The sequence below is a fragment of the Streptomyces sp. NPDC004539 genome (genome assembly GCF_040610055.1).
Classification (GTDB): Bacteria; Actinomycetota; Actinomycetes; order Streptomycetales; family Streptomycetaceae; genus Streptomyces.
Window position 1 is genome coordinate 149131 of sequence record NZ_JBEXLS010000023.1, and the last position, 23882, is coordinate 173012.

23 protein-coding genes and 1 pseudogene are annotated in these 23882 nt (G+C 71.2%); 11 read left to right on the forward strand and 13 right to left on the reverse strand.

Annotated features, from left to right (window positions below):
• Positions 1–30: 30 nt before the first annotated feature.
• A pseudogene (locus ABZX85_RS36900) lies at positions 31–696 on the reverse strand (phosphotransferase); the annotation flags it as partial.
• Here ABZX85_RS36900 and ABZX85_RS36905 point away from each other — a divergent pair.
• Both ABZX85_RS36905 and ABZX85_RS36910 read left to right on the forward strand, forming a co-directional pair.
• A complete protein-coding gene (locus tag ABZX85_RS36905; RefSeq protein ID WP_355878889.1) occupies positions 694–1458 on the forward strand; it encodes a hypothetical protein in 765 nt (254 codons plus the stop codon). The pseudogene ABZX85_RS36900 and the gene ABZX85_RS36905 sit on opposite strands and share 3 nt — an antisense overlap.
• Positions 1459–1502: 44 nt before the next feature.
• A complete protein-coding gene (locus tag ABZX85_RS36910) occupies positions 1503–2558 on the forward strand; it encodes a Glu/Leu/Phe/Val dehydrogenase dimerization domain-containing protein (protein ID WP_355878892.1) in 1056 nt (351 codons plus the stop codon).
• On the opposite strand, the gene ABZX85_RS36915 is transcribed toward ABZX85_RS36910, so the two are convergent.
• A complete protein-coding gene (locus tag ABZX85_RS36915) occupies positions 2548–4515 on the reverse strand; it encodes an acetoacetate--CoA ligase (RefSeq protein ID WP_355878895.1) in 1968 nt (655 codons plus the stop codon). The two genes, ABZX85_RS36910 and ABZX85_RS36915, sit on opposite strands and share 11 nt — an antisense overlap.
• A 216-nt stretch (positions 4516–4731) precedes the next feature.
• On the opposite strand from ABZX85_RS36915, the gene ABZX85_RS36920 reads away from it, so the two are divergent.
• From ABZX85_RS36920 to ABZX85_RS36930, 3 genes are read left to right on the forward strand one after another with little or no spacing between them, the layout of a single operon-like run.
• The gene (locus tag ABZX85_RS36920) at positions 4732–6231 is read left to right on the forward strand and encodes an aromatic amino acid ammonia-lyase (protein ID WP_355878898.1); all 1500 of its coding nucleotides are present in this window, start codon (positions 4732–4734) and stop codon (positions 6229–6231) included.
• Positions 6228–7712, forward strand: a complete 1485-nt coding sequence (locus tag ABZX85_RS36925; protein ID WP_355878901.1) for an O-methyltransferase — start codon at positions 6228–6230, stop codon at positions 7710–7712. Before ABZX85_RS36920 ends, ABZX85_RS36925 begins: the two co-directional genes overlap by 4 nt.
• Complete coding sequence (locus ABZX85_RS36930; RefSeq protein WP_355878904.1) at positions 7709–8500, forward strand: SDR family oxidoreductase; 792 nt, start codon at positions 7709–7711, stop codon at positions 8498–8500. The genes ABZX85_RS36925 and ABZX85_RS36930 overlap by 4 nt, the downstream gene beginning before the upstream one ends.
• A gap of 97 nt (positions 8501–8597) precedes the next feature.
• On the opposite strand, the gene ABZX85_RS36935 is transcribed toward ABZX85_RS36930, so the two are convergent.
• From ABZX85_RS36935 to ABZX85_RS36955, 5 genes are all read right to left on the reverse strand, one after another.
• Positions 8598–10715 (reverse strand): ATP-binding protein, encoded by a 2118-nt coding sequence (locus ABZX85_RS36935; protein WP_355878906.1) that lies wholly within the window; start codon positions 10713–10715, stop codon positions 8598–8600.
• 206 nt (positions 10716–10921) lie between these two features.
• The gene (locus ABZX85_RS36940) at positions 10922–11326 is read right to left on the reverse strand and encodes a hypothetical protein (RefSeq protein ID WP_355878908.1); all 405 of its coding nucleotides are present in this window, start codon (positions 11324–11326) and stop codon (positions 10922–10924) included.
• Positions 11327–11387: 61 nt separating this feature from the next.
• Positions 11388–11789 (reverse strand): hypothetical protein, encoded by a 402-nt coding sequence (locus tag ABZX85_RS36945; RefSeq protein ID WP_355878911.1) that lies wholly within the window; start codon positions 11787–11789, stop codon positions 11388–11390.
• A gap of 35 nt (positions 11790–11824) precedes the next feature.
• Complete coding sequence (locus ABZX85_RS36950) at positions 11825–12319, reverse strand: stress protein (RefSeq protein WP_355878913.1); 495 nt, start codon at positions 12317–12319, stop codon at positions 11825–11827.
• 47 nt (positions 12320–12366) lie between these two features.
• Positions 12367–12906, reverse strand: a complete 540-nt coding sequence (locus ABZX85_RS36955) for a stress protein (RefSeq protein ID WP_355878915.1) — start codon at positions 12904–12906, stop codon at positions 12367–12369.
• A gap of 560 nt (positions 12907–13466) precedes the next feature.
• On the opposite strand from ABZX85_RS36955, the gene ABZX85_RS36960 reads away from it, so the two are divergent.
• The gene (locus tag ABZX85_RS36960) at positions 13467–13664 is read left to right on the forward strand and encodes a hypothetical protein (RefSeq protein ID WP_355878917.1); all 198 of its coding nucleotides are present in this window, start codon (positions 13467–13469) and stop codon (positions 13662–13664) included.
• Here the strand turns inward: ABZX85_RS36960 and ABZX85_RS36965 are convergent.
• The 5 genes from ABZX85_RS36965 to idi all read right to left on the reverse strand — a co-directional run bounded on the left by ABZX85_RS36965 (position 13657) and on the right by idi (position 17840).
• Positions 13657–14265, reverse strand: a complete 609-nt coding sequence (locus tag ABZX85_RS36965) for a LysE family transporter (protein WP_355878920.1) — start codon at positions 14263–14265, stop codon at positions 13657–13659. The two genes, ABZX85_RS36960 and ABZX85_RS36965, sit on opposite strands and share 8 nt — an antisense overlap.
• An 83-nt stretch (positions 14266–14348) precedes the next feature.
• Positions 14349–15860, reverse strand: a complete 1512-nt coding sequence (locus tag ABZX85_RS36970; protein WP_355878923.1) for a radical SAM protein — start codon at positions 15858–15860, stop codon at positions 14349–14351.
• Positions 15861–15937: 77 nt separating this feature from the next.
• Positions 15938–16516 carry an XRE family transcriptional regulator gene (locus tag ABZX85_RS36975; protein WP_355878926.1) on the reverse strand — a complete coding sequence of 193 codons (579 nt, stop codon included), beginning with the start codon at positions 16514–16516 and terminating at the stop codon, positions 15938–15940.
• A 107-nt stretch (positions 16517–16623) separates the two neighbouring features.
• Positions 16624–17244, reverse strand: coding sequence for a haloacid dehalogenase-like hydrolase (locus ABZX85_RS36980; protein ID WP_355878929.1), 621 nt, complete (start codon positions 17242–17244; stop codon positions 16624–16626).
• Positions 17244–17840: an isopentenyl-diphosphate Delta-isomerase gene (gene idi, locus ABZX85_RS36985; protein ID WP_355878931.1), complete on the reverse strand. Its 597-nt coding sequence runs from the start codon at positions 17838–17840 to the stop codon at positions 17244–17246. The genes ABZX85_RS36980 and idi overlap by 1 nt, the downstream gene beginning before the upstream one ends.
• Positions 17841–17977: 137 nt before the next feature.
• Between idi and ABZX85_RS36990 the strand changes: the two genes are divergently transcribed.
• Genes ABZX85_RS36990 through ABZX85_RS37005 form a run of 4 tightly spaced genes read left to right on the forward strand, consistent with a single transcriptional unit; the run spans position 17978 to position 21853 of the window.
• A complete protein-coding gene (locus ABZX85_RS36990; RefSeq protein WP_355878934.1) occupies positions 17978–18187 on the forward strand; it encodes a DUF5988 family protein in 210 nt (69 codons plus the stop codon).
• Between the two features lie 27 nt (positions 18188–18214).
• Positions 18215–19585 (forward strand): crotonyl-CoA carboxylase/reductase, encoded by a 1371-nt coding sequence (gene ccrA, locus ABZX85_RS36995; RefSeq protein ID WP_355878937.1) that lies wholly within the window; start codon positions 18215–18217, stop codon positions 19583–19585.
• The gene (locus ABZX85_RS37000; protein WP_355878940.1) at positions 19582–20571 is read left to right on the forward strand and encodes a ketoacyl-ACP synthase III; all 990 of its coding nucleotides are present in this window, start codon (positions 19582–19584) and stop codon (positions 20569–20571) included. The genes ccrA and ABZX85_RS37000 overlap by 4 nt, the downstream gene beginning before the upstream one ends.
• Before the next feature lie 58 nt (positions 20572–20629).
• Positions 20630–21853, forward strand: coding sequence for a cytochrome P450 (locus ABZX85_RS37005; protein WP_355878943.1), 1224 nt, complete (start codon positions 20630–20632; stop codon positions 21851–21853).
• Between the two features lie 120 nt (positions 21854–21973).
• On the opposite strand, the gene ABZX85_RS37010 is transcribed toward ABZX85_RS37005, so the two are convergent.
• Positions 21974–23182: a cytochrome P450 gene (locus ABZX85_RS37010; protein ID WP_355878946.1), complete on the reverse strand. Its 1209-nt coding sequence runs from the start codon at positions 23180–23182 to the stop codon at positions 21974–21976.
• A 266-nt stretch (positions 23183–23448) separates the two neighbouring features.
• Between ABZX85_RS37010 and ABZX85_RS37015 the strand changes: the two genes are divergently transcribed.
• Positions 23449–23874: an NlmOI gene (locus ABZX85_RS37015; RefSeq protein WP_355878949.1), complete on the forward strand. Its 426-nt coding sequence runs from the start codon at positions 23449–23451 to the stop codon at positions 23872–23874.
• The last annotated feature ends 8 nt before the right edge of the window (positions 23875–23882 follow it).

Below are 23882 nucleotides of genomic sequence, written 5' to 3' on the forward strand. Positions count from 1 at the left end.
GAGCACGAAGGAGACGGAACAACGAGGCCGTCACTCCAGCAGTGCGGCCGTGAACTCCTCACGGCGCGTCGCCAGCCATGTCTGCATACGGTCCCAGCGTTCCCAGCCGCCGCGTTCGGCCAGGGCCCGCGTGTAGACGGGGTCCCCGCCGGCCACGCGGGCGGTGACGAAGGCCCGGCAGGACGCGGTGGCCTGTCCGATGACGTCGGGCAGTTCGGCGCGGTCCTGCCGGGAGAGCCCGTAGCCGTCGGCGAGAATCCGCAGGCGTGTCGGAGCGTCCAGCCCCGGGGGATAGAAGGCCGTCGCGGACGCGGGATCGAGCAGGGGGACCCAGTACCGGGCGGTCATGGCGACATCCCACAGCGGCCGGCCGGGAGCCGCCAGGTCGAAATCGATCAGGCCGGCCGCACGGCCGTCGCGGAACACGACGTTCTCCACGCACACGTCGTTGTGGCACAGCACGGTCCCGCCCTCGGGGTCGGCGAGGTCCCGGGGCCACTCGACATCCGTATCGACCGGGACGGCCGCAGCGGCCTCGTGGAAGCGCCGCAGCAGACTTCCCACCGAGCCGAGCGCGGCCCGCGTCATCGCCCAGCGCGGAAACGGCGGCAGGGCGACGTCACCGGGGAGGAAGGTCAGCCGTTCACGGCCGTCCGCGGTGAGACCGACCGGCACGGGAGCCGCGTCGAAGCCGTGGCCGCCGGTGACCTGCCCCGCGCCGTGACAGCGGCCCGCCGGGCCTGGGACGATCCGCTCAGCGGCCTCTACATGCGCGCCAGCAAGAGCGTGGTGCCGCTGGCGCTGTCAGGCCGGTTCGACGAGGCGCTGGCGTACGCGTCCGCCATGTGGGACGGCTGGCTGCGGGCCGGGCGGCCGACCGCCCGCTGGATGGCCCCGGCCGTGCACGGCGCCGCCCTGGTCCACGGTCTGCGCGGCGGCGACGAGGGCGCCCGGCTGCACCGGGAGTGGCGGGACCGCTCCCGCGCGATGGCGGAGCCCTGGGACCCGCGGGGCATCGCGGCGGGCTTCGCCGCCTTCGCGGAGGCCAGGATCGCCCTGCACCCGGGTGCGGCCGACCCCGCGCTGACGGTGGACCTCACGGCGACACCACCGTGGGGGGAGGCCACGCACCAGTTCTACGACGCCTACTCCTGGGCCGTCGCCGCCGAGACCGCCGTGGCCGCCGGGCTCCCGGACGCCCACGAGCACCTGGCCGCCGCGTCGGCCGCCGGTGCCGAGAACGCCTGGGCCGCGGCCTGTCTGGCACGCGCGGCGGGGCGACTCCACGGCGACCGGGACGCGCTGCGGGAGTCGCTGGCCGGCTGGGAGCGGATCGACGCCGCCTTCGAACGCGCCTGCACCCTCGCCCTGTTGCCCGACCGCGCCGCCGAAGGACACGCCGAACTGGCCGCCCTGGGCTGCCGTCCCCCGGCGGACCTCGAAAGGACCGCCCGATGAAAGGACCGCCCGATGAAAGGACCGCCCGATGAAAGGAACCCCCGATGGCCACCGCGGAGCGTGACCCGAGTGTGTTCGGGCGGCTGGGCGAACACGGCGCCGAGCAGGTGCTGTTCAGCCGGGACGCCCGGACCGGACTGCGATCCGTCGTGGTCGTGCACGACACGACGCTCGGTCCGGCGCTGGGCGGGGTGCGCATGCACGCATACGAGGACGAGCGGGCGGCGCTGGACGACGCGCTGCGGCTGGCCGAGGCCATGACGCTGAAGGCGTCGGCCGCCGGGCTCGGCCTCGGCGGCGGCTGGAGCGTGGTCATCGGCGACCCGGCGCGTGACAAGACCGAGGAACTGCTGCGCTCCCACGGCCGGTTCATCGCCTCGCTCGGCGGCCGTTTCATCCCGGTCAACGACATCGGCACGACCCAGGCCGACATCGGGGTGATCGGGCGGGAGGCGTCACCGGTGTGCGACAGCGGCGATCCGTCGCCCATGACGGCGCTCGGTGTCCTCGAAGGCATCCGCGCCTGTCTGCGTGCCGAGGGCGGGGACGGCGGGCTGGCCGGGGTACGGGTGTGCGTCCAGGGTGTCGGCAACGTGGGTTCCGCGCTCGCCGCCCTGCTCGCCGCCGAGTCCGCGGAACTGATCGTCGCCGACATCGACCGGGCGCGAGCCTCCGCGGTGTCGGACCGGCTCGGGGCCCGGGCCGTCGACCCCGCGGACGTGGCCGGCACCGAGTGCGACGTCCTCGCGCCCTGTGCCATGGGCGGCGTGGTGGACGACACCACGCTGCCCGCACTGCGCTGCCGGATCATCGCCGGCGGCGCCAACAACGTCCTCGCCACGCCCGCGCACGCCACCGCTCTGGCCGCCCGGGGCATCCTGTACGCCCCCGACTTCTGCGTGAACGCGGGCGGACTGGTCTTCCTGGAGGAACAACTCCTCGGCCACGACCGCCCGACCGCCGAACAACGCGTCCGCCAGATCGGCGCCCGCGTGACCGAGGTCATCGACCAGTCCCGGCGCACCGGCACCACCACCACGGAAGCCGCCCTGACCCTGGCCCGAGCCAGGCTACGAACGGCGGCCTCCCTCACCCCCTGACACAGCTGCCCCGGGTGCGTGCGTACGCGGTGAAGGCGTCGAAGGCGTGTGGGTTCAGGAGGGTTCCCGGTGGGGTGACTTCGTCGGGGGTGGCGCCCTGGAGGATCTTCTTCACCGGGAGTTCCAGTTTTTTGCCGGTTCTGCCGTACGGCACGGAGGTGACCGGGATGATCAGGTCCGGGACGTGGCGGGGGGAGAGGGCCGTGCGGATCTTCTCGGACAGGAGTGCCCGGACTTTGCCGTCGATGGCCACGCCGGGGGCCGGGACGACGAACAGGAGTAGTTCGCCCTGGCCGCCCTGGGGGTCCTCCAGATGGATCACGACGGAGTCGCTCACCAGGGGCACGTCTTCGAGGGCGCGGTAGAACTCGCCGGTGCCGAGGCGGACTCCGCCGCGGTTGAGGGTGGCGTCGGAGCGGCCGGTGATGGTGCAGGAGCCGGTCTCGGTGAAGCGGCACCAGTCGCCGAAGCGGAAGGCGCCGGGGACGTCGGGGAAGTACGTCTCCCGGAACCGGCCGCCGTCCTCGTCACCCCAGAAGCCGACCGGCATCGACGGCATCGGCGAGGTGATCGCCAACTCGCCGAACCCGCCGACGACGGCGTTCCCGTCGGTGTCGAGGGCGTGCGCCTCCACGCCCAGACTGGTGCCGGTCATCTCGCCCACGTACACAGGTTGCAGGGGCGATCCCTGGACGAGTCCGGTGCACACGTCCGTGCCGCCGGAGCCCACGTTGAGCAGCACCCGGTCGCCGAACTGCTCGTGGACCCAGCGGAAGCCCTCGGGGGCGAAAGGGCTGCCGGCGACGCCGAGCTGGCGTAGGCGGGAGAGGTCGAACTCCCGCTCCGGCCGTACGCCCTCTCTGCGGCAGGACATGAGGTAGCCGGGGCTGGCCCCCATGAGGGTTGCACCGGTCTCCGCCGCGAGCCGCCACTGGTGGCGCAGGTCCGGGTGGAGGGGGTTGCCGTCGATCATCACGATGCCGCAGCGCACCAGGAGCGCGGAGACGAGCGCGTTCCACATCATCCAGGCGGTGGTGGTGAACCACAGCAGACGGTCACCCGGGCCGAGGTCCCAGTGGAACGAGTGGTTCTTGAGGTGTTCGAGGAGGATGCCGCCGTGCCGGTGGACGATGGCCTTGGGCCTGCCGGTCGTCCCCGAGGAGAACAGGACGCAGAGCGGATGGTCGAACGGCACGGGCTCGAAGGCGAGCAAGTCGTCCGTGTCGGCGAGGAGTTGCGGCCACGGGAGGGCGTCGTCGACGGTGAGCGGGCCGTAGGGCACGTGCACCACGTGTTCCACGCCGGGCAGCCCGGCACGTAGTCGTGTGACGTCGGCCCGTTTGTCGATCGGCTGGTCGCCGTAGGTGTAGCCGGCGACGGTGAGCAGGACCTTCGGTTCGATCTGTGCGAAACGGTCCAGGACACCGCGGGCGCCGAACTCCGGGGCGCAGGCGGCCCAGACCGCTCCGAGGCTCGCGGTGGCGAGGAACGCGACCAGGGTCTCGGGAACGTTCGGGAGGTAGGCCGCGACGCGGTCGCCCCGGGAGACGCCGAGACGGCGAAGGCCCGCGCGGGCGCGGCGTACCTGTTCTGCCAGTTCCGCGAAGGTGAGTTCGGTCCGGTCACGGGTCTGCGAGACCGCGACGACCGCGAGGGTGCCGGCGTCCTCGGGCCGGCCGAGGGCGTGTTCGGCGTAGTTGAGGGTGGCGCCGGGGAACCAGCGGGCGCCGGGCATGACGCGATCCGTGAGGACGGCGGTCGGCGGGGTGTGGGCCCGTACGCCGAAGTAGTCCCACACACTCCGCCAGAAGTCGTCGAGGCGGTCCACGGACCAGCGGCGCAACTCCTCCCACGTGGCGAGGTCGTGGCCTCGCTCGGCGCGCAGCCAGCGCAGGAAGTCCTGCACGCGCGCCTTCTCGACGGCATGGGGGTTCGGTTCGCAGAGCACCTCGGGCACGACCGGAAGTGTGCTCCCGCTCGCCCCCGCACCACTGCCGGGAACCCGCGGGGCGGGAGTCGCTCATATGTGCTTCTTCCTTCTGGGTGGATTTATGCATGCGACCTCCCTGAGCGTGCCGTTGCCGCGCCGGGTGCTGTGTTCAATGGCGCTGCCCTTTCGCTGGAGCCCCCGGCCGGCTCCGAACCCCCTTGTCCACCCCTTCCTGGAGTCTTCGTGACCGCCGCCACCGTGCCCCCCACCGTTCTCCTCGATCTCCGCGTCCCGCTCGGCCCCGCGACCATGGAACTGGCCGCGGACGTGGTCGACGTCGAACTCGACCACGGGACGAGGGAACGCGTCGCCGAGTGCCACGCCTTCGCGCTGCGCCGGATCGACGACGGACGCCCGGTGTACGGGGCCACGACCGGGTTCGGCCCGCTGGTCGTCTTCCCGGGCCGGGACCAGTGCGCGACGGCGCTCGCCCATCTGACCGCCGGCCAGGGGCCCGACCTGGAGCCGGCCACGGTCCGCGCGGCGATGCTGGTCCGGCTGCGCTCGCTGTGCCAGGGACGCTCGGGGGTGTCCCCGGCGGTCGTGGACGCCCTGGCCGCCGCACTGCGCACGGGCTTCGCGCCGGCCGTCCCCCGGCTGGGCTCCCTAGGCGCCAGCGGCGACCTCGTCCCGCTCGCCTACGTCGCCGGCGCCCTGTGCGGGGACGGCGCCGCGTACCTGGACGGCCGCCGCACGACGGCCGCCGAGGCCCTCGCCCTGGCCGGTCTCACGCCGGTGGAGCTCGGCGGACGCGACGCGCTCGCCCTCGTCAACGGCACCTCGCTCACGGCGGCGGCGGCCGGACTCGCGGTGGCCTCGATCGCCCGGTCCCGTACGGCGGCGATCTGGCTGTCGGCGGCCCTCACCGACCTCCTCGGCGCCGAACCCGCCTTCCTCGTACCGGAGTTGCTGGAGGCGTTCGGCCACCCCGACACCGTGCGCGTCGGCGCCGAGATGCGCACCCGCCTCGACGGGACGGTGCCGTCCGGGCAACGGCCGCTGCAAGAGCCGTACAGCGTCCGCTGCACCCCGCAGCTGATCGGCGCCGCCTCCTGCGCGATCGGGCAGGCCGAGGACGTGGTCCGGCGGGACCTCAACTCCGTCAGCGACAACCCGCTGTTCTTCGCCGAACGCGACCTCGTCGCCCACGGCGGGAACTTCTTCGGACAGCCGGCCGCCTTCGCGGGCGACCTGCTGACCCTGGCCGCCACCCAGCTCGGCAACCTCGCGGAGCGCCAGCTCGACCTGCTCGTCGACCCGCACCGCAACAGCGGCCTGCCCCCGATGCTGTCGCCCGACCCCGGACGCCAACACGGCGTCCAGGGCGTCCAGTTGGCAGCCACCGCGATCATCGCGACGATGCGCCGCGCCGCCCACCCGGCGTCCGTGCAGAGCCTTCCGACGAACCTCCACAACCAGGACGTCATCCCCTTCGGCACCCAGGCCGCGCTCAACGCCCTAGACACCGCCCGCCTGCTGCGCCTCCTGCACGGCTCCCTCGCCGTCGCCCTCCGCCAGGCCGCCCACCTCACCGCCCGCCCGCTCGCCCCCGCCACCACCCACCTCGTCGAGCGGATCGCGGCCGTCTGCGCCCCCGTCGAACGCGACCGCCCCCTCGACGCGGAGGTCCGCGAGGCCGCCGACGTCCTCGACCGCCTCACCTCCACGGCCTCCTCACGGTGAACCGCTGCCTGACGGTCCCCGACCCCAGCCCCTACGGCGAGACCACCCCCCTCCACCTCCCCGAGCCCGGCACCACACCCCCCGCGTGCGCCTGCCGCCAACCGGTCGAGGCGGACCTGCGCGTCCTGCGCACGGCCACCGCGGGAACCCGGCCGAACGCCCTGCGCGCCCCCGACGACCCCCGAGCCCGCGCCCGCTACCGCTGGCTGGTGGGCCACCACGCGGCGTTCGCCGTCTGGCAGCACCTGCGCCGGACACTGGAGACCGCACTGGACGATCCGACGGCGCTCCTCGAAGCGGCCCGCCTGTACGACGTGTACTCCGTGCTGTTCCTCTACACGGGCAGCTGCTCTCCCGAACGCTATGCGGAAACGATCCGTCCCGGTATGACGGCCCGTCACCCGGCGTTCAGCGGCGAATGGGCCCGCGACCACGAAGGGCTCACCGCCCTCGCCCGCAAGGTCCGCGACCAGTACCCGGCGGCCCTGGCCGCGCCGCTTACCGACGCCGTCCGCCTCAACCAGCGCGTCCACATGAAGGTCGCCGCCCGGCTGGTCCCAGGCGGCGCCTCCCTGCTCCAGGACGCGGGCCGGCAGCCCGGCCGCCACCCCACCCCGGCCGAACACGACCTGTACGACACCCACTTCGCCGTGCACCGCCTGCCGGTCTGCGACTCGTCGCTCACCGCCCAACTCGTCCGCCGGCTGGCCCAGATCGTCTGCGACATCGCCGAGCACGGCCTCACCGACCACGACCCCCACCCCCTCACCGACGACCTCCTCAGGTCGTTCGCCGAAGCCCTCGGGAGCCCCCGCATGCAGGACGTCAAGACCGTGTCCATGACCACCGGCCTGTACGACTACCTCCTCACCCAGGCCGAACCCCCCACCCCGGTCCAACGTCGGCTCATGGCCGAGACCCGGGACCTCGGACAGGTCGCGGAGATGCAGATCCCGCACGAGCAGAGCGTCCTGCTCACCCTCCTCACCAAGATCACCGGCGCCCGCCTCGTCGTCGAGGTCGGCACCTTCACCGGCGCCTCCACCCTCGCCTTCGCCCTCGGCCTGCCGCCCGGCGGGCAGGTCATCACCTGCGACATCTCCGACGAGTGGACCGGCATCGCGCGCCGCGCCTGGCAGGACGCCGGCGTCGCCGACTCCGTACGACTCCTCCTGGGACCGGCTGAAGAAACGTTGCGGTCGCTGTCCGAGGACCCTGTGATCGACCTCGCCTTCCTCGACGCCGACAAGCCCGGCTACGAGACCTACTGGGACCTCCTCGTCCCCCGGCTGCGCCCCGGCGGCCTCCTCCTCGCCGACAACGTCCTGTACGGCGGCGACGCGGCCGACCCGCACTGCACGGGCAACGCGCGCGCCATCCGCGCCTTCAACGCCCGCGTCCGGGCCGACGAACGGATGGAGTCCGTCCTGCTGCCCGTCGCCGACGGCCTGACCGTCGCCCGCAAGCGGGACACCCCGTGACCGCCGCACTCCACGGACGCGCCGTCCTCATCACCGGAGCCGGCCGAGGTTTCGGACGGCTCCTCGCGGACGCCTTCGCCGACGCGGGCGCCCGGCTCGTGCTCACCGGCCGTGACCCCGCCGCCCTCCACGACGCCGTCATCGGCATCAAGGAACGCCGGCCGGACGCGCACGTACTGGCGGTCCCGGCGGACGTCACCCGGGCCGACGACATGCGGACCGCCGTCGAGCGGGCCGTCGACGCGTACGGCACGGTCGACGTCCTCGTCAACAACGCGGGGGCGGCGGGGCCGATCGGCCCCCTCTGGGAGGTCGACCCGGACGACTGGTGGCACGCCTTCACCGTCAACGTCCTGGGCATGGCGCACGCCTGCCGTGCCGTCGTCCCCGTCATGACCGCCGCCCGGCCGGTGACCGGACGCATCGTCAACCTCGCCAGCGAGGCCGGCCGGCACCGCTGGCCCTACGCCTCCGCCTACTCCGTCTCCAAGGCCGCCGTCATCAAACTCACCGAGAACCTCGCGGCCGAACTCCGCCCCCACAACATCCCCGTCTTCGCCTACCACCCCGGCCTTCTCGACCTCGGGGTCACCCACCGCCACCTCGACCGCCACCCCACCGGCGACCCCTGGGAGGACCGGGTCGGCGACTGGCTCCTCACCCAGCGCGCACAAGGCGCCTTCACCGCGCCCGACGAGGCCGTCGCCGCACTGCTCCGGCTGGCCGCCGGACAGGCCGACCCCCTCTCCGGCCACTACCTCACCGCCTCCACGACCCCCGGGCCATGAGCGTCGTGGGTGCGGGTTGTGCGGCGGCCCGGCGAGCGGGACGCGGCGTACGGCCGGCCGGCACGGCGGCACCGCCCGTGCCGGCCGGCCGGACGGCTCACCCGCCGACGGGCACCGGCAGGCTCCGGGCGGGAGGCTCTCCTCGGCCGGCGGGTAACGGACCGGACGTGCCGTGCACCTCCTGCTGCCACAGGTAGTCGCACACCTGTCGCACGGCGGCGCTGAGATGTCTGCGGTACGTACTGAAGGGAAGGTGCAGACGCTGGGCTGCTGCCTGCTGGGTGGACGAACCCGTCAGGTACGTCGCCGCCAGCGCGCGATGCCGCTTGTCACCGCCGCGTGCCCGTGGCAGCGCCTCGACGGCTTCGTCCAGCGCGAAGCCGATGCTGCCCCCGTGCTCGGCCGCGAGCCTGCTGCGGCTGAGCGGATTGCGCCCCAGCCGCTCGGGGTCGCGCAGGCTGCGCAGGGCGTCCCGGACCGCCGAGTCGAACTCCGCCCGGGACAGGACCGTGAGTTGACCCTCGTCCGACGGTGTGTCCCCCGCGGGAGCACCGGACAGCATCAGCTTCGTCCGCTCCTCCAGCCAGGAGTCCACCGGATGGGTACGCCAGTCGCGGGCGAGGAGCAGGTGGGCGCGGTGACCGGTGCGTGGCCGGTGGCGGACGGGGGGCATGTCGAAGTGCCGGAAGGGCTCGTCGGCGGCGGTGTCGGGGCGAACCACGACGAACGACCAGGCCAGCCGGTCGGCACGGACGATCTCCCCCATGGCCCGAGCCCGCATCAGGTCGGGTGACGCCGACGCCGTACCGCCCTCGTCCGGCGCGACGGAGAAGCGGGCGATGCCCACGCCGTCGCCGGTCCGCAGCGGTCCGGCCGCCCGCACGTGGTCCCAGGCCGCGGCGACGACCGAATCCACGTCCGTGCCGACGGGTTCCTGGAGATACAGCCAGGCGGAGAAGGCCACCACGGTGTTGAGGCGGGTGGAGAGGTGAACGCGGAACGCCTCCGGGGAACGGTCCAGCCAGAACGCGACGAGAGCGGCCGAGGTCTCTCCCTCCGCCCGCCGGGCCAGCCGCATCACCTGTTCCCGGTGGGCGGGTTCGTACAGCGACTCCTGCACCTGGCCCTCGCCGTCCCAGGAGTGGAGCCGGGACATCTGCTTGTCGGCGCGGAACAGGAACAGCAGGGCGGCGACCGCCGACAGCAACTGCGTCTCGGGGACGGACCGGATCTTCTTGAGGTGGGCCCGCAGCAGCCGGCGGTGCATGTCGGCGAAGCCGTCCGGGTCCCGCCAGCGCAGGTCCGCGCTGAGCACCTCGCGGACGGCGTCGTGCGGGCAGAGACCGGCGAGGGTGGACTCCACGAAGGGCTGTCGGCGCAGCCACGCGAACAGATCGGTCGCCCGGTCACCCAGCACCGAGCGCAGCAGGGCCTCGGAGGTGACGCGGGCGTGCGCGCACACCTCCAGCGCCCTGCGGTGTTCCGGACTCGGCAGGTCCCCGACGAGTTGATGCAGCAGAGTGGCGACGACGTTCTGCGGCGGTGCCCAGTCCTTCGACACGGCACCGTCCTGCACGGCGACCGCCGCCGCCAGCGACAGAGCGAGCGGATTGCCGCCCGTGAAGGACAGCAGCCGGTCGTGGAGCCGCTCGGGCACACCGCGGTGCCGCAGCAACAGCGCCGACTCGTGCGGGGCGAGATTCCGCAGGGTCACGGTGTGCAGCAGATCCGTCCAACCGCACTCCGCCGTCCAGCGCGGGCTGGGAGGGTTGCGGCCGGTGACGACCACGGTGGTGCCCAGCGGGAGCCGCGGCAGGAACCGTTCCACCAGCCAGCCCTCCAGTCCCTGGCACCGCTCGAAGGCGTCCACCAGGAGAACGGCCTCCGGCTCGGTGAGCGCGGCGGCGGCTGCCGCGGTGAACGCCTCGGGCGTCGGTTCCAGCGCACGTCCGTCCGCGGTGACGACGGTCCGTCCCGCGCTGTGCGCCTCCCTCGCGAATCGGTGCAGAAGCGTCGACTTGCCGATCCCGCCCGGCCCGTGCAGGTACAGCACGGGCCGGGTGTCGGGGCCGTCGGCCAGAACCCTCCTGAACAGGTTCAGTTCGGCTGTCCTGCCGACGAAGGCCCGGTGTCGGGCCGCGTTCAGCCGGCTCCCCAGGACGGCCGGCGATACCGCGGTCACGGGGTGGTCGACCCCGCTCTTCGACGATGCCATGACGGTTGGTCTCCAGGTTCGAAGTCGCCCCGGAAGAACGGCGGCTGCCGCTCCTCGGACTCCTGCGAGTCCTCTCGGGTGTCCACGCCCCGCAAGATGTCCCACGCCCCGTCCGGGTTGCATGCGGCCGGTGTGCCGTTGTACGGCACACACGGACAGGGGCGGGACGCCGGTGATGGCGTCCCGCCCCTCGTCGCCGCTGCGGATCAACGGTTGTGGAACTTGACCACCTTGTCGTTACGGGTGAACTTTCCGTAGAAGGCCCAGTTGCGGTAGCCGCCGTCTCCCTTGCGGGTGAACGTGCCGCTCCCCTTGAACACCACCCAGTGGTAGGTGGCCGAGCCGAAGACATGGCCGCACGGCGTGGCCTTGGTCTTCCCCTGGGTGACGATCTTGTTGAACTTGCTGGACTTCTGGGCCGACGCCTTGTAGACGATGATGTTGTAGTTCATGTGCGAGCCCCAGCCCTGGAGCTCGTCGATCTTCGTCCTCAGGTCGCACGGCTTGAGGTAGTCGCTCGCCGTCGCGGTCTGCGGCACGGTCACGCTCAGAACACCCACCAGCGCCAGCAGGGTGAGGCCGCGGACACCGGTCTTGTGCACGGTCTTCATGTCACGGGTTCCTTTGTCGGGAAGGTGGTGGCGCACTGCTGCTTCGTATCGCCGGGCCAGGTCAACGGCGGTGGAACTTCACGTACTTGTCGTTGCGGGTGAACTTCCCGGAGAAGGCCCAGTTGCGGTAGCCGCCGTCTCCCTTGCGGGTGAACTCGCCCTCCCGGAAGACCGCCCAGAAGTAGTTGCTCTTGTTGCCCGAGAAGTCCTTGCAGGGCACCGCGCGGGTATGGCCCTGCACCACGACACCTTTGAACCGGCTGCTCTTGCGGGCCGATTCCTTCCACACGACGATGTTGTACTTGTGGTTGGCGTCCCAGGCGCGCAACTCCCTGACCTTCTTGCCGAGGTCGCAGACGGAGATGTCGGCGGCCATGGCGGTCTGCGGGGTCATGAAGGTGAGTGCGCCGGACAGCGTGGCCAGCGCGACGCCGTAGGCCGCGGCTCGTTGCCTGATCCTCATGTACGGGTCCCTTCTCGATGTCGGTGCACGACGGTTCACGGGCGGCGGAAGGTGACGGTCATGCCGTCACGCTTGAACCAGCCGCGGAAACCCCAGTTGATGTAGCCGCCGTCGCCCTTGTTGGCGAACTTGCCTTTGTCGGCGATCCACAGCCCGTAATTGATGGACCCGTAACGGATGTTGGCGTACAGCCGTTCGCCCTGGAGCCTCTCGTCGTAGTCCTGACTGAGGTTCATGATCACGACGTTGTAGCGTCGGCCGCTCTGCATGAAGGCCGCGTTGACGGCCTTCTTGACGAACTCGCCGCGGTTCTTCTCCTTGATCTTGCTGATCGCTTCGGCGACCCGGACACCGTGCGCGCCCTTGTCCATGTGGACGCTCACCTTGGGCGTCGGCGCGTCGGCGGCGATCGCCACGGGCCTTTCCACGGACGGGTTCGCCGCGTGCGCCGGCAGGGCCACGGCACTCAGCAGCGCCGCGGTGACCAGGGGCAGGGCGACCAGCGATGTCCTCAGATGCGGGCGGTTCATGTGACTCTTCCTCTCGATCGCGACGGTGGAGGTGGCGGCAGGCGGACTCACCGCTTGCGGAAGGTGACCTTCATGCCGTCGCGCTTGAACCAGCCGCGGAACGCCCAGTTGATGTAGCCGCCGTCGCCCTTGTTGACGACCACACCGGACTCGAAGACGACGACGCGGTACTTCGGGTACTTCCCGCCCTTCACCTTGGCGTCGTACACGATGCGCTTGAACTTCGAGTCGTACCGGTGGTCCGCCTTGATCACCATGACGTTGTAGCGTTGGCCCGCGTCGTAGAACGCGCCCTCCCGCAGGCTCTTCACATAGCCCGACCGGTTCTGGTTCCGCTCGATGGCGTCGGTGATGACGTCGTAGATCCGGTCGGAGATGTCCAGGACGGCCGATGTCACGTCGATCTTGGGGCCGGCCGCCAGGGCTGTCCCCGCCTGAGGCGCGGCCTGAGCCTGAGTCGCCGCTGTGCCTGCGCCCTGCCGCGCCGGTGAGGCCGCCGCCGCGACAGCGGAGACGGGCATCAGCAGACTGCCCAGGGTGGCGGCGCCGAGCAGCAGTGCGGTTGTTCGCTTTCGAAGGATGCGCATACGGAAACTCCCTGATTTCCTTCCCGGCCCGATCGCCGGGGGCAGATGGATCATTGGGCCGGTGACAGCTCACTTTCCAGGCCGACGGATGCCCACTTGTGCTCACTGAGGGGTCGTTCTCTCTCGGTGTCTCGTTCTGGAGCGGGGTACTGATCGGTGTTTGCCGGGTCGCGCCGGGGGGTGGTGCGTTCGGAGGCGGGGCGGGTCCGGCCGGCGGCGCCGGGCGGGTGGGGGAACTCCAGGTGCGCGGGCCGAACGTCTCCGGCGGCTGCTTCCGGGACGGCCGGCTGCGCACCGATGACCTCGGATTCCCGTACGAGGGCCAGGTGTTTGTCAACGGCGCCAACCACTCCCCGGCCGACATCGAGGACACCGTCCGGACCGCGCTCGGCGAAGCCGCGCCTCGTCGGCGCCGTGGAACTGGCGGGTCCCGGGAGCGCCGGGCTCGCGTCCCGCGTCCGGCGGGCAGTCGCCGGCCACCACGGACTCCGCGTCCACGACGTCCTCCGCGTCCGGCGCGGCGCGCGCCGTGAGCGGTACGAGAAGAACGGAGACCTCGCATGACCGACCTGACTGCCGTCACCGACTGGCCGCGCAGCCACCTCGCCGAGTTCCTCGACCTCCCCGAGACCGGCATCGACCCGCTGACACCGTTCGCGGAACTCGGCCTCTCCTCCATGGAAACCGTCTTCCTCACCGGGGCGTCACACAGTCCGCCTCCGTCGGCGAGTTTCTCCGGTCGTCGTGGGGTCAGATGAGGTGGACGAGGGAGTAGGCGGCGAAGCCGAAGAAGAGGAAGGCGACGCCGCGGGTGATCCAGGGGGCGGCACGGGTGTACAGCTCGCGTACGGCGCGCAGGCCGACGAGCCAGACGAGGACGGCGTCGGCGGCGACGCAGCCGAGAGCGGCGGCCAGGAGGAAGAGGGGGACGGTGGCGGCGGTGAGGAGGCCGATGTTCCCGGCGATGACGGAGGTGAAGACGGCGAGGGTGACGGGGTAGCTCTTGGGGTTGGTCAGGCCGAAGACGGCGCCGTGGGCGAGCGGCCGGCGCGCGTAGGCGGAGGGGGTGCCGGGGGCGGAGGCCGACATCAGCGCCCGGACACCCAGGTAGACCAGGTACAGGGCGCTGGCTGCGGTCAGGGCGGTGAAGACCACGGGGGACAGGAGCTGGACCCAGCGCAGGGCGATCAGGGCGAGCAGCGCCCACAGGAGGTCGCCGGCCAGGTGGCCGAGGAGGAAGCGGGCGGCCGGACGGCGTCCGCTTCCGGTGCCGATGTGCAGCGCGGTGAGCACGCCGGGGCCGGGAGTCAGCACCACGAGGGCGCAGGACAGGGCGGTGGCGAGCAGGAGGGTGAGCACATCGGCTCCTCGGCGGGTCCGGTCGGGGAGAGGGGGCCGGGGCAGGCTTGCGCGCGGACTCGTACGCGGACTCGTGCTCGTGCTCAGGCGAGTTGGCCGTCGGAGATGCGCGCGGAGCCGGAGACGGTGCCGTGGCGATCGGCGTAGCCGCGGATGGCGCGGGTGGCGTCGATGAGTTCGTCCCAGCCGACATGGCTGAAGATCCGGCACCAGTCCATGGAGATCTCGTCGAAGTCGATGAGATCGGTGCGGCCGTATTTGTCCGGCATGGAGTCCAGCAGCTCGTCGTCGAGGATCTCGAAACCCTTGTCCTTCGCCGCGGCCCGCGCAAGGCCGGGGTTCATCATCCAACGGCCGGTCAGAGCACCGAAGTCGGGGTAGAGGGGCTGGGCCTCCAGCGCGGCCATCATCCCGTTGTCGATCAGCCATCTGGCGAAGGCGACGGTGTTGTCCAGGCTCTCCCCGTTCTCCCCGGGGCCGCCGAGGACGAGGGAGCCGTAGATGGGCAGGCCCGCCTCCTTGAAGAGGGTGCAGGCACGCCGGTTGTTCTCCAGGCTGTCGCGCGGCCCTTTCAGGAGCTTGAGCATCCGGGTGTCGCCGGACTCCAGACCCATGTTGACCCGGTACACACCGAGCCTGCGGTACAGGTCGACGATTCTGGGAGTGGTCTCCGCGGCCTGGGTGTAGACGAAGAACTTCGGTTCCCCGATGCCGTCGGGCCTGGCCTCGACCAGCCGCTCGATCCAGCGGGGTGAGCTGCTCATGCTGTCGAACGCCTCGTAGAAGATGGTGGCCGCGACCTGCCGCTGTGCGGCGGCGACGTCGTGCCAGAACACCTCGGGCGAGGAGAAGCGCAGGCTCAGGTCGGCGATACCGCAGAAATGGCAGGGGTGTTTCACCCGGGCACAGCCCCGGGCCCGGTTGATGGTGGTGACCCCGGTGACCTCCTCGCCGTCGTGCAGACCCCCGTACCTGGCCAGGTAGTTGTGCCGGTACCGCTCCCAGTTGGCCTGGGGCATGAGTAAGCGGTCCGGTACGGGTATCGCGTCCAGGACGTTGCTCGTCAGCGCGCCGCCGGCGCGGGGTGCGGGGATCTCCGGCAGTCGGTTGTGGGCGATACCCGCCGGGGTGCGGTACAGGAGTTCGGGTACGGACTCCAGCGGCCGTTCGCCGTCCAGGGCGTCGACGAAGGCGGACAGCGCGAACTCGCCGACGTCCGCGGCGCACACGTAGTCCACGTACTCCCGGTGCGTCAGGATCTGGCGGGCCATGACCGCCGCCTGGTCGTTGCCCAGGATGGTCACGGCTCCGGCGTTCTTCCCGGTCTCGGCCAGGCGCAGGGTGTTCGCGTAGGAGGTGCCGAGGGCGCTCACCCCCAGGACGTCCGGTTCGAAGTCGTGGATGATCCGCTCGGTCTCGGCCATGGACGTGATCTGGCCGTCCAGCGCGATCACGTCCAGGTAGGGGTGGTCCCGCAGCAGGACGGTGGCCAGCGAGACCACTCCCAGCGCGGGGAAGGTGCCGTCGTTGGCGATCGAGGACACGTCGCCGTCTGTTCCGGCGTTGACCAGGAGGACTTTCCGCACGCGGTTCATGGGGGACTTCCTCTCGTTCGGCGGAGCGCGTGAGCACGGATCGGAGGAGGCGTACCCGGCGCCGGCGGTCCTGAGGGCTACCCGGAACCGGTCGCGCGGGCGGTGGTGGCCGGCTGGGCGACCGCCAGCACGAAGTGCAGCTTGCCGTCACCGGTGTGGCTGTAGGTGTGCGTGTGGTCGGCCGCGAAGACCGCGGAATCCCCCCGGTGCAGCACGGTCGCTTCCCCGTGGACCTCGATCCGCAGCGACCCCTGGAGGACGTGCACGGTCTCCCGGGTACCCGGGAGATGGGACTCACCCCCGTAGCTGTCACCCTTGTACATCGTCCAGTCCCACATCTCCAGGGACGACGACGGCTCGGACCCCACCAGCAGCACACCGCGTCCGGCGCTGTGCGCGCTGCGCCACAGGCAGGCTCCCTCACCGGCCCGGACCGTGCGGACCGGCGGGAGTTCCACCGGTTCGACGAGCCGGGACAGTGTCGTACCCAGCGCGTCCGCGAGTCGGCACAGGGTGTTGATGCTCGGGTTGGCGCGGGCCTGCTCGACGTGCACGAGCATCCCCTTGCTCACTCCGGAACGCGCGGACAACGCCTCCAGCGACCATCCCCGGTCCTTGCGAGCGTCCCGTACACCGCGCGCGATCGAACGCGTCACCGCTTCCGCAGGATTCATCACACCTCACCAGCGATCAATATGTTGGTCTCGGTGAACCATTCCATTGCAACACGGGGACCCCCGCGACGCACGGCCGACGGGTGTCATCAGGACACCGCCGAGCAGACGCGCAGCGCGGTGGCCCGGTCGGCGTGGGGCCAGCCGTGGAGCTGGGCGGCGGCCAGTAGTTCTTGGTCGGGTTCGAAGGCGACTGGACGGCCCACGGCCGCGAGGTGCGCCAGACAGCGGAGCTTCTCGCCCGGGTGGCCGGGAGCCTGCTCCAGCCGGTCCTGGCAGAGTCCCTCGTCGACCGCCACTCGCGCTCCGTAGAAATGCGGAATGCCGAGGTCGGCGGCGACCTCCGCGACCAGCTCATGCGGACTGCCGGAGATCAGCACGAGCAGGTGGCCGCGCCGGGTGAGCCTGGCGAGAAGTGGCCGGACGAACGGGAACACGGCGTGCCGTTCCGCCTGCCAGGCGTCGTGTGCCGCCTGGACGAGCAGTCGGTGCGGCAGGCCCGAGATCGCGGCCGTGTAGGGGGTGTAGACCTCGTCGACCGTGGTGCGGAAGGACACCGACCGGTCGGCGAGGCTGTCGACGGCGGCCAACGTCGCCTCCGCCGATTCCTGGTGCGCGGCTCTGCTCTTCAGCAACTCGCGCAGCACCTGCGCTCCGAGCGTACGCGGGTGCAGCGTGCCGTCGAGGTCGAGTACGGCGGCCGGGCGCATCAGGCGGAGGTCCGCAGCGGCGGCGGCAGTTCGCGGAGGGGGACGACCGGCCATGCCCAGGGGTCCGGACCGAGCGCGCGGAGACGCTCGATGGTGACGACGCTCCAGGGGGACAGCTCGGCCCGGTCCTGGTCGATCTCCTCCAGGAGGTGGGCCCAGGGAAGCCAGCGGGCGCTGTCCACCTCCCGGGTGTCGAGCACCGGGGGAGTGGCCAGCCGGACGCGCACCGCGGGTCCGACCTCGTTCTCGGTGATGCCGTTGTCCATGACGGCTCGGTAGCGCACGGCCGCGAGGACCGGGTCGATCCGCTCGGCGGTGCAGCCGAGTTCGGCGGCGAGGCGACGACGGACGGCCGCTTCGAGCGATTCGCCCGGCAGCGGGTGCCCGCAGAAGCTGTTCGTCCACACACCGGGCCAGGTGCGTTTCGCCGGGGACCTGCGCGTCAGGAGGAACCGCCCGGCGTCGTCGAAGACGTAGGCGGTGAAGGCCAGGTGCAGGGGGGTGTCCTGCCGGTGCACCTCCCGCTTGGCGGCGGTGCCCGTCATGTTCCACTCCTCGTCCAGGAGGACGATCGGTTCGGTGTCGGACTCGGACATGGTCGCTCCGTAGATCTGTGGGGGACCCCTGCTCGGTGGGCCGGGGGAATAGGGGTTGTCCGGGGGAGTGGGCGGCTGCGAGCCTCGTTGCGTGTCTCCGTGGACCCGTCCGAATTCCTCCCCGGGAGGTCATGAAAATGTCGCAGCTGAAGGTTGTTCTCTCCGGCGGGCCGCTGGATTTTCCGGAAAAGGAGCGGGAGCAGATCGTCTCCGTGATAGCGGAGAAGATCAAGCACCGCTGGGGAGCGGGATATGAGCACTTCGTGCACGACGGTGAATTCGCCACGGTCGACGGTGAAAAGGTAGCGGTCTACCACTGGGAGCGTCGCACGGCCATCGCCGAATGAGGCTCTCCGTACTGAGGAAGGGTCCCCATGGCCTCTGTCACTGAAGTGGTCCTGGCGGGTGGAGACCCCCGGGATCTGGAACACGCGGCTCTGCCGGAGGAGTTCACCGCGGCTCATCTGCGGATCGAGGACCAGGACGTCTTCCGGGGGGTGGCCGACAAGGACGTCCGCAAGACGCTGCGGGTCGGCGCCGTCCCCATGCCGGAACCGGCGCCGGACGAGGTGCTGATCGCCGTCATGGCCAGCTCGATCAACTACAACACGGTCTGGTCGGCGACCTTCGAACCGCTCTCCACCTTCCGGTTCCTCAACTCGGTCGGCAAACAGGGCGGCTGGGCCTCCCGGCACGACCAGCCGTTCCACGTGCTCGGCTCCGACGCGGCCGGCGTCGTCGTGCGCACCGGCTCCGCCGTACGGCACTGGAAGACCGGCGACCACGTCCTCGTCAACGCGGCCGTCATCGACGAACAGGAGGCCATCACCCAGAGCGACGGCATGCTCGGGGAGCACCAGCTGGCCTGGGGGTACGAGACCAACTACGGCGGGATCGCGCACTACTGTCTCGCCCGCGCCAGCCAGCTCATCCCCAAACCGCCCCACCTGACCTGGGAAGAGGCCGCTTCCGTGCCGGCCTGCGCGGGAACGTCGTACCGGATGCTCGTCTCCGACCGGGGCGCGCGGATGAAGCAGGGCGACGTCGTCCTGATCTGGGGAGCCACCGGGGGAACCGGCGCGTACGCCGTGCAGTTCGTGAAGAACGGCGGCGGGATACCCGTCGGCGTCGTCGGCTCCGCGCAGAAGGCCGAGGCGCTGCGCGCGCTCGGCTGCGACGTCGTCATCGACCGCAATGAACTGGGGCTCGGCGGGCACGACGGCGACGACGAGTTCGCGCACGCCATCGCCGACGGCAAGAAGCTCGGCCGGGCGATCCGGCAGGCCACCGGCGAGGACCCGCACATCGCCTTCGACCACGTCGGCCGGGAGACCTTCGGCATGTCCGTGTTCGCCGTCCGGCGCGGCGGAACCGTCATCACCTGCGGCTCCAGCACCGGCTACCGGCACCAGTACGACAACCGGTACCTGTGGATGAAACTCAAGCGGATCATCGGGAGCCACGTCGCCAACCTGCACGAACAGTGGGAGTGCGCGCGCCTGTTCGCGCAGGGCCGGATCATGCCGGCGCTCTCCTCCCTGTACCCGCTGAGCGAGGTCGGCGAGGCCACCCGGCTCGTCCAGCTCAACGAGCACATCGGCAAGGTGGGCGTGCTGTGCCTGGCCCCCGAACCCGGACTCGGCGTCACCGACCCCGAACTGCGCGCCCGCGTCGGCGAGGAGCGCATCACCCCGCTGCGGCCCTTCGCGGCCGTCGGCCCCGGCGCGATCGAGGTGGCGAAGTGACCTGCATCGGCATCCTCGGCACCGGCTCCTACCTCCCCAAGGAGGAGATCACCAACGAGGAGATCGCGCGCCGCGTCCCGAACATCACCGCCGAGTGGATCGGCCGCCGCACCCTGATCCAGGGCCGCCGGTACGCCGCCCCCCACGAGGCGACCTCCGACCTCGCGCACAACGCGGGCAGCGCGGCGCTGAAGGCCGCCGGACTCACCGCCGACCGCGTCGACTACCTGATCGTCGCGACCTCCACCGGCGACGCCCCCCTGCCGCCGACCTCGTCGCTGGTCCAGAACACCCTCGGCGCCGACCGCGCCGCCTGCTTCGACATCAACATCGCCTGCGCAGGCTTCGTGTTCGCGCTCGACATCGCCCGCGGCCTCGTCGCCCAGCGCCCCGGCAGCCACGCGCTCGTCATCGGCGCCGACCTCTACTCCCGGTTCCTCGACTACGAGGACCGCGGCACCGCCGTCCTCCTCGGCGACGCCGCCGGCGCCGCAGTGATCGGCGAGGTCGCCGACGGGTACGGCATCCTCGGCACCGAACTCGTGGGGCGCGGCGACGCGCACGAGCTGATCTGGATCGAGGGCGGCGGCAGCCGTACCCCCGCCTCGCGCGCCACCGTCGACGGCGGCGGCCACTACCTGCGCATGAAGGGCCGGGGCGTCGCCGACTTCGTCATGGCGAACGTGCCTCCCCTGGTCGGCCAGATCCTGGAGCGCGCCGGGGCCGGCCACGCCGACGTCGACCACTTCGTGCCGCACCAGGCCAACGGCGTCCTCCTCGGCGAACTCGTCGAACGCTGCGGCCTCACCGCCTCCCGCACCCACACCCCGCTCGTCACGTACGGGAACATGGGCGCCGCCTCGGTGGCCGTGGCCCTCGACGAGGCCGTCCGCGACGGACTGGTCCAACGCGGCGAACTCCTGCTGCTCGCCGGGTTCGGCGCGGGCATGGCGGCCGGACTGTGCCTGCTGCGTTGGTCGGCCTGACCCCCGGGCCCGACTCCTCTGTGACCGGCACGAACCACACGTGAAAGACAGGACGACCATGTCACCTCCCGCACCTGCCGTCGACGACTCCTTTCCACGGCTGCGAAAGTGCCCCTACCTGCCCCCCGAGGAGTACGGCGCGCTGCGCGAGGCGGACGGTCCCGCCGTGCGCCGGCTGTACCACGGCGGCCCGATCTGGGTGATCAGCGACTACGCGCAGGCTCGCGCCGTCCTGCACGACACCCGGTTCAGCTCCGACATCACCCACCCCGGATACCCCATCTACGCCGAGGTCCTGGAGAGCTTCCGCGCCTTCCCGCTGCTGAACACCCTCGACCCGCCGTTGCACACCGCGCAGCGCAGAGCCGTCGTCAGCGAGTTCACCCTCCGCAAGGCGGAGGAGCTCCGCCCGGCGATGCGGAAGAAGGCCGAGGAACTCCTCGACGCCATGACGGACGGCGCGGACACCGCCGACCTCGTCGCCGCCTTCGCCGAGCCGTTCGCCGGGACCATCACCTGCTGGGCGCTCGGCATGGACTACGCCGACCTCCAATCCTGGCTCGTCGCGAGCCGCGAGGTCCGCGAGAAGGCGTCCGGCTCGGCCACCGACGCCGGGGACGTCGGCCAGGAGATCGCCCACCAGATCATCGCGCTCCAGCAGTACTTCCAGAAGTTCGTCGACGAGAAGATCGAGCACCCCGGCGACGACCCCGTCAGCCGTGTCGTCGAGAAGTACGTGCGCGGCGGCGACCTCAGCAAGGAGGAGCTGGTCAAGCTCTGCTTCGTGATCTTCGTCGCCGGGCAGTCACCGGTGAAGGCGATGATCACCATCGGGCTGCTGCGGCTCCTGGAACGCCCCGACGAACTCGCCGCCGTCCGCGAGCGCTCCGACGCCCTGCCGGCGGTCGTCGACGAACTGACCCGCCTCGTGAGCCCCCTGGACCTGATGCCCCGGGTCGCGAAGGAGGACGTCGAGATCGGCGGCCGGCTGATCCGCGCCGGTGAGGGCGTCGTCGTGGCGGGTGCCGCCGCCAACCGGGACGCCGCCGAGTACCCCGACCCCGACCGCCTCGACCTCGACCGGGAGTCCCGGGGCAACCTCGCCTTCGGCTCCGGCCTCCACCACTGCCTGGGCGCCAACCTGACCAGGGTCGGCCTCCAGGTCGCCTACGGCACGCTCCTGACCCGCCTCCCCGCCCTGCGCCTGGCCGAGTCCTCGGCGGAGATCTACGAACACCCCTCCTGGCACCCGGAGATCAGCCGGATGCCGGTCGCCTGGTGACCTCCTGACGACACCGGGTCCCGCCACCCTCACCGGGCGGGACCCGGTGTTCTCGTATGCCCGGACACGCCGGTGCCGGCCCCCTCCACGAGAGGAGGCCGGCACCGGCGGCGGCAGCGGTCAGGTGGTCGTCACGAGGAGCCGACGCGGGCCCACCACGTTCTTCGGGTGGTGGTAGGCCACCGCGTCCGGCGCCTTCGACACCCTCAGCTCGGGGAAGCGGTCCAGGAGGAGGTTCAGGACCACCCGGCCCTCCAGCCGGGCCAGCGGGGCGCCCATGCAGAAGTGCAGGCCCTGGCCGAAGCCCAGGTGCCGGGTCTGCTCGCGGTGCAGGTCGAAGGCGTCCGGGTCCGCGAAGCGCTCGGGGTCGCGGTTCGCCGACACCGTCCACATCGTCAGGACCTGGCCCGCCGGGATCTTCTGGCCGGCTATCTCCGACTCGGCCTTCGTCATCCGCACCAGCCGCGAGAAGGCCGGCCGCAGCCGTACCGCCTCCTCCACGGCCGCCGGGACCAGCGAGCGGTCCCGGCGGACCTCGGCGAACGCGGCCGGGTTCTCGTCCAGGCACAGCACGGTGCTGCCGAGGACGGCGGTCGTCGTGATGTGACCGGCCATCAGGAGGGTGCCGGCGAAGCCGATGATCTCGTCGTCGTCGAGCCTGCCGTCCTCGGTGTGTGCGTCGACGAGCTGGCCGATCAGGTCGGTACTCGGAGCGGCCCGCCGCTGCCGGATGTGCTCCAGCATGTACGCGCGCATCTCCTTGGCCGTCTCGACGAACGCCAGGACGTTCTCCTCGCTCGGCAGCGCGCTCTCGCCGCCGCCGTTGGCCGAGATGAAGTCCAGCGCCCACTTCTCGAACAGCGGCCGGTCCGACACCGGGATGCCGAGCAGCTCGGCGATCACGAACACCGGCAGCGGATGCGTCACGGCCTCCACCAGGTCGAACTCGTCCCGCCCGGCGACCTGGTCGAGCAGCTCCGCCGTCAGCTCGGTGATCCGAGGTTCGAGCGAGGCCACCAGCTGCGGCGTGAACGCCTTGCTGACCAGGGACTTGAGCCGGCGGTGCCACGGCGGGTCGATGCCGACGACGTTGCCCTTCGCCATCCAGGCGGTGTCCGGATGCGAGGGGATCACCGCCGACATGTCGCTGGAGTACGTCTGCGTGTCGGAGAGGATGCGCGCCACGTCCGCGTAGCGGAACACGTGCCACAGCCCCGGAAAGGCGTCGGCGAGCACCGGATGCTCGGCGCGGTTCAGGTCCAGCCAGGCGAGCAGCGACGGATAGTCGTCCTGTGTCTGTCCGCCGAGATCCTGTTGTTCGGTGGTCATCGTCTCGCTCCTCGGAAGGGAACCGGACGGTTAATCCGTCCCGTCCGCGCCAGACTAAAAGCCGGGCCTGCCCTCGGACACCCCTAAAGGGTCCCCGGAAAACCATCGAGGACCCCCCTAATCAGCCGGTCAGGGCTTGCCCGGACAACCACCTCGGCGGATAGCTTGAGGTCCTGTCACCGACCGCGGCAACCGCCCTTTCCATTCCTCGGAGTTGGCACATGAGTGAAGTCGTCTTTCCCGAGCGGAATGAAATAGCGCCGGAAATGAAACAACTGGACTTTCTGCTCGGGGAATTCGACCTGAGCTACACGAACCTGACCACCGAGGTGGTCACCACCGGCCGGGCCACCTCCAGCGGCAAGGTCCTCGCCGACGGCCGCTTCTACGAGATCACCCAGTACATCCCCGTCCCCGGCATCACCGCCGTCTGGCTGATCGGCTGGAGCGACGTCGACAAGGGGTTCGTCTCCTTCTACTACGACGACTGGGGTCACCACGGCACCTTCACCAGCCCCGGCTGGGAGGACGGCCACTTCCGGATCACCGGCGACAGCGCCGTCTTCGGCCTCACCCACCGCTTCGTCGACGACTACGAGACCGAGGCGGACGGCACCGTCGTCAAGAAGGGCTACGTGTACGTCGGCGACGACCTCGTCCCCGGTGACGTCGTCCGCTTCCACCGCCGCTGACCGGCCAG

Excerpts from the sequence above, each read along its gene's own strand:
- ABZX85_RS36910 (WP_355878892.1), top strand. The coding sequence starts at position 1,503 with ATGGCCACCGCGGAGCGTGACCCGAGTGTGTTCGGGCGGCTGGGCGAA.
- ABZX85_RS36935 (WP_355878906.1), bottom strand. The coding sequence starts at position 10,715 with ATGGCATCGTCGAAGAGCGGGGTCGACCACCCCGTGACCGCGGTATCG.
- ABZX85_RS36940 (WP_355878908.1), bottom strand. The coding sequence starts at position 11,326 with ATGAAGACCGTGCACAAGACCGGTGTCCGCGGCCTCACCCTGCTGGCG.
- ABZX85_RS36945 (WP_355878911.1), bottom strand. The coding sequence starts at position 11,789 with ATGAGGATCAGGCAACGAGCCGCGGCCTACGGCGTCGCGCTGGCCACG.
- ABZX85_RS36950 (WP_355878913.1), bottom strand. The coding sequence starts at position 12,319 with ATGAACCGCCCGCATCTGAGGACATCGCTGGTCGCCCTGCCCCTGGTC.
- ABZX85_RS36955 (WP_355878915.1), bottom strand. The coding sequence starts at position 12,906 with ATGCGCATCCTTCGAAAGCGAACAACCGCACTGCTGCTCGGCGCCGCC.
- ABZX85_RS36960 (WP_355878917.1), top strand. The coding sequence starts at position 13,467 with ATGACCGACCTGACTGCCGTCACCGACTGGCCGCGCAGCCACCTCGCC.
- ABZX85_RS36970 (WP_355878923.1), bottom strand. The coding sequence starts at position 15,860 with ATGAACCGCGTGCGGAAAGTCCTCCTGGTCAACGCCGGAACAGACGGC.
- ABZX85_RS36980 (WP_355878929.1), bottom strand. The coding sequence starts at position 17,244 with ATGCGCCCGGCCGCCGTACTCGACCTCGACGGCACGCTGCACCCGCGT.
- idi (WP_355878931.1), bottom strand. The coding sequence starts at position 17,840 with ATGTCCGAGTCCGACACCGAACCGATCGTCCTCCTGGACGAGGAGTGG.
- ABZX85_RS36990 (WP_355878934.1), top strand. The coding sequence starts at position 17,978 with ATGTCGCAGCTGAAGGTTGTTCTCTCCGGCGGGCCGCTGGATTTTCCG.
- ccrA (WP_355878937.1), top strand. The coding sequence starts at position 18,215 with ATGGCCTCTGTCACTGAAGTGGTCCTGGCGGGTGGAGACCCCCGGGAT.
- ABZX85_RS37005 (WP_355878943.1), top strand. The coding sequence starts at position 20,630 with ATGTCACCTCCCGCACCTGCCGTCGACGACTCCTTTCCACGGCTGCGA.
- ABZX85_RS37010 (WP_355878946.1), bottom strand. The coding sequence starts at position 23,182 with ATGACCACCGAACAACAGGATCTCGGCGGACAGACACAGGACGACTAT.
- ABZX85_RS37015 (WP_355878949.1), top strand. The coding sequence starts at position 23,449 with ATGAAACAACTGGACTTTCTGCTCGGGGAATTCGACCTGAGCTACACG.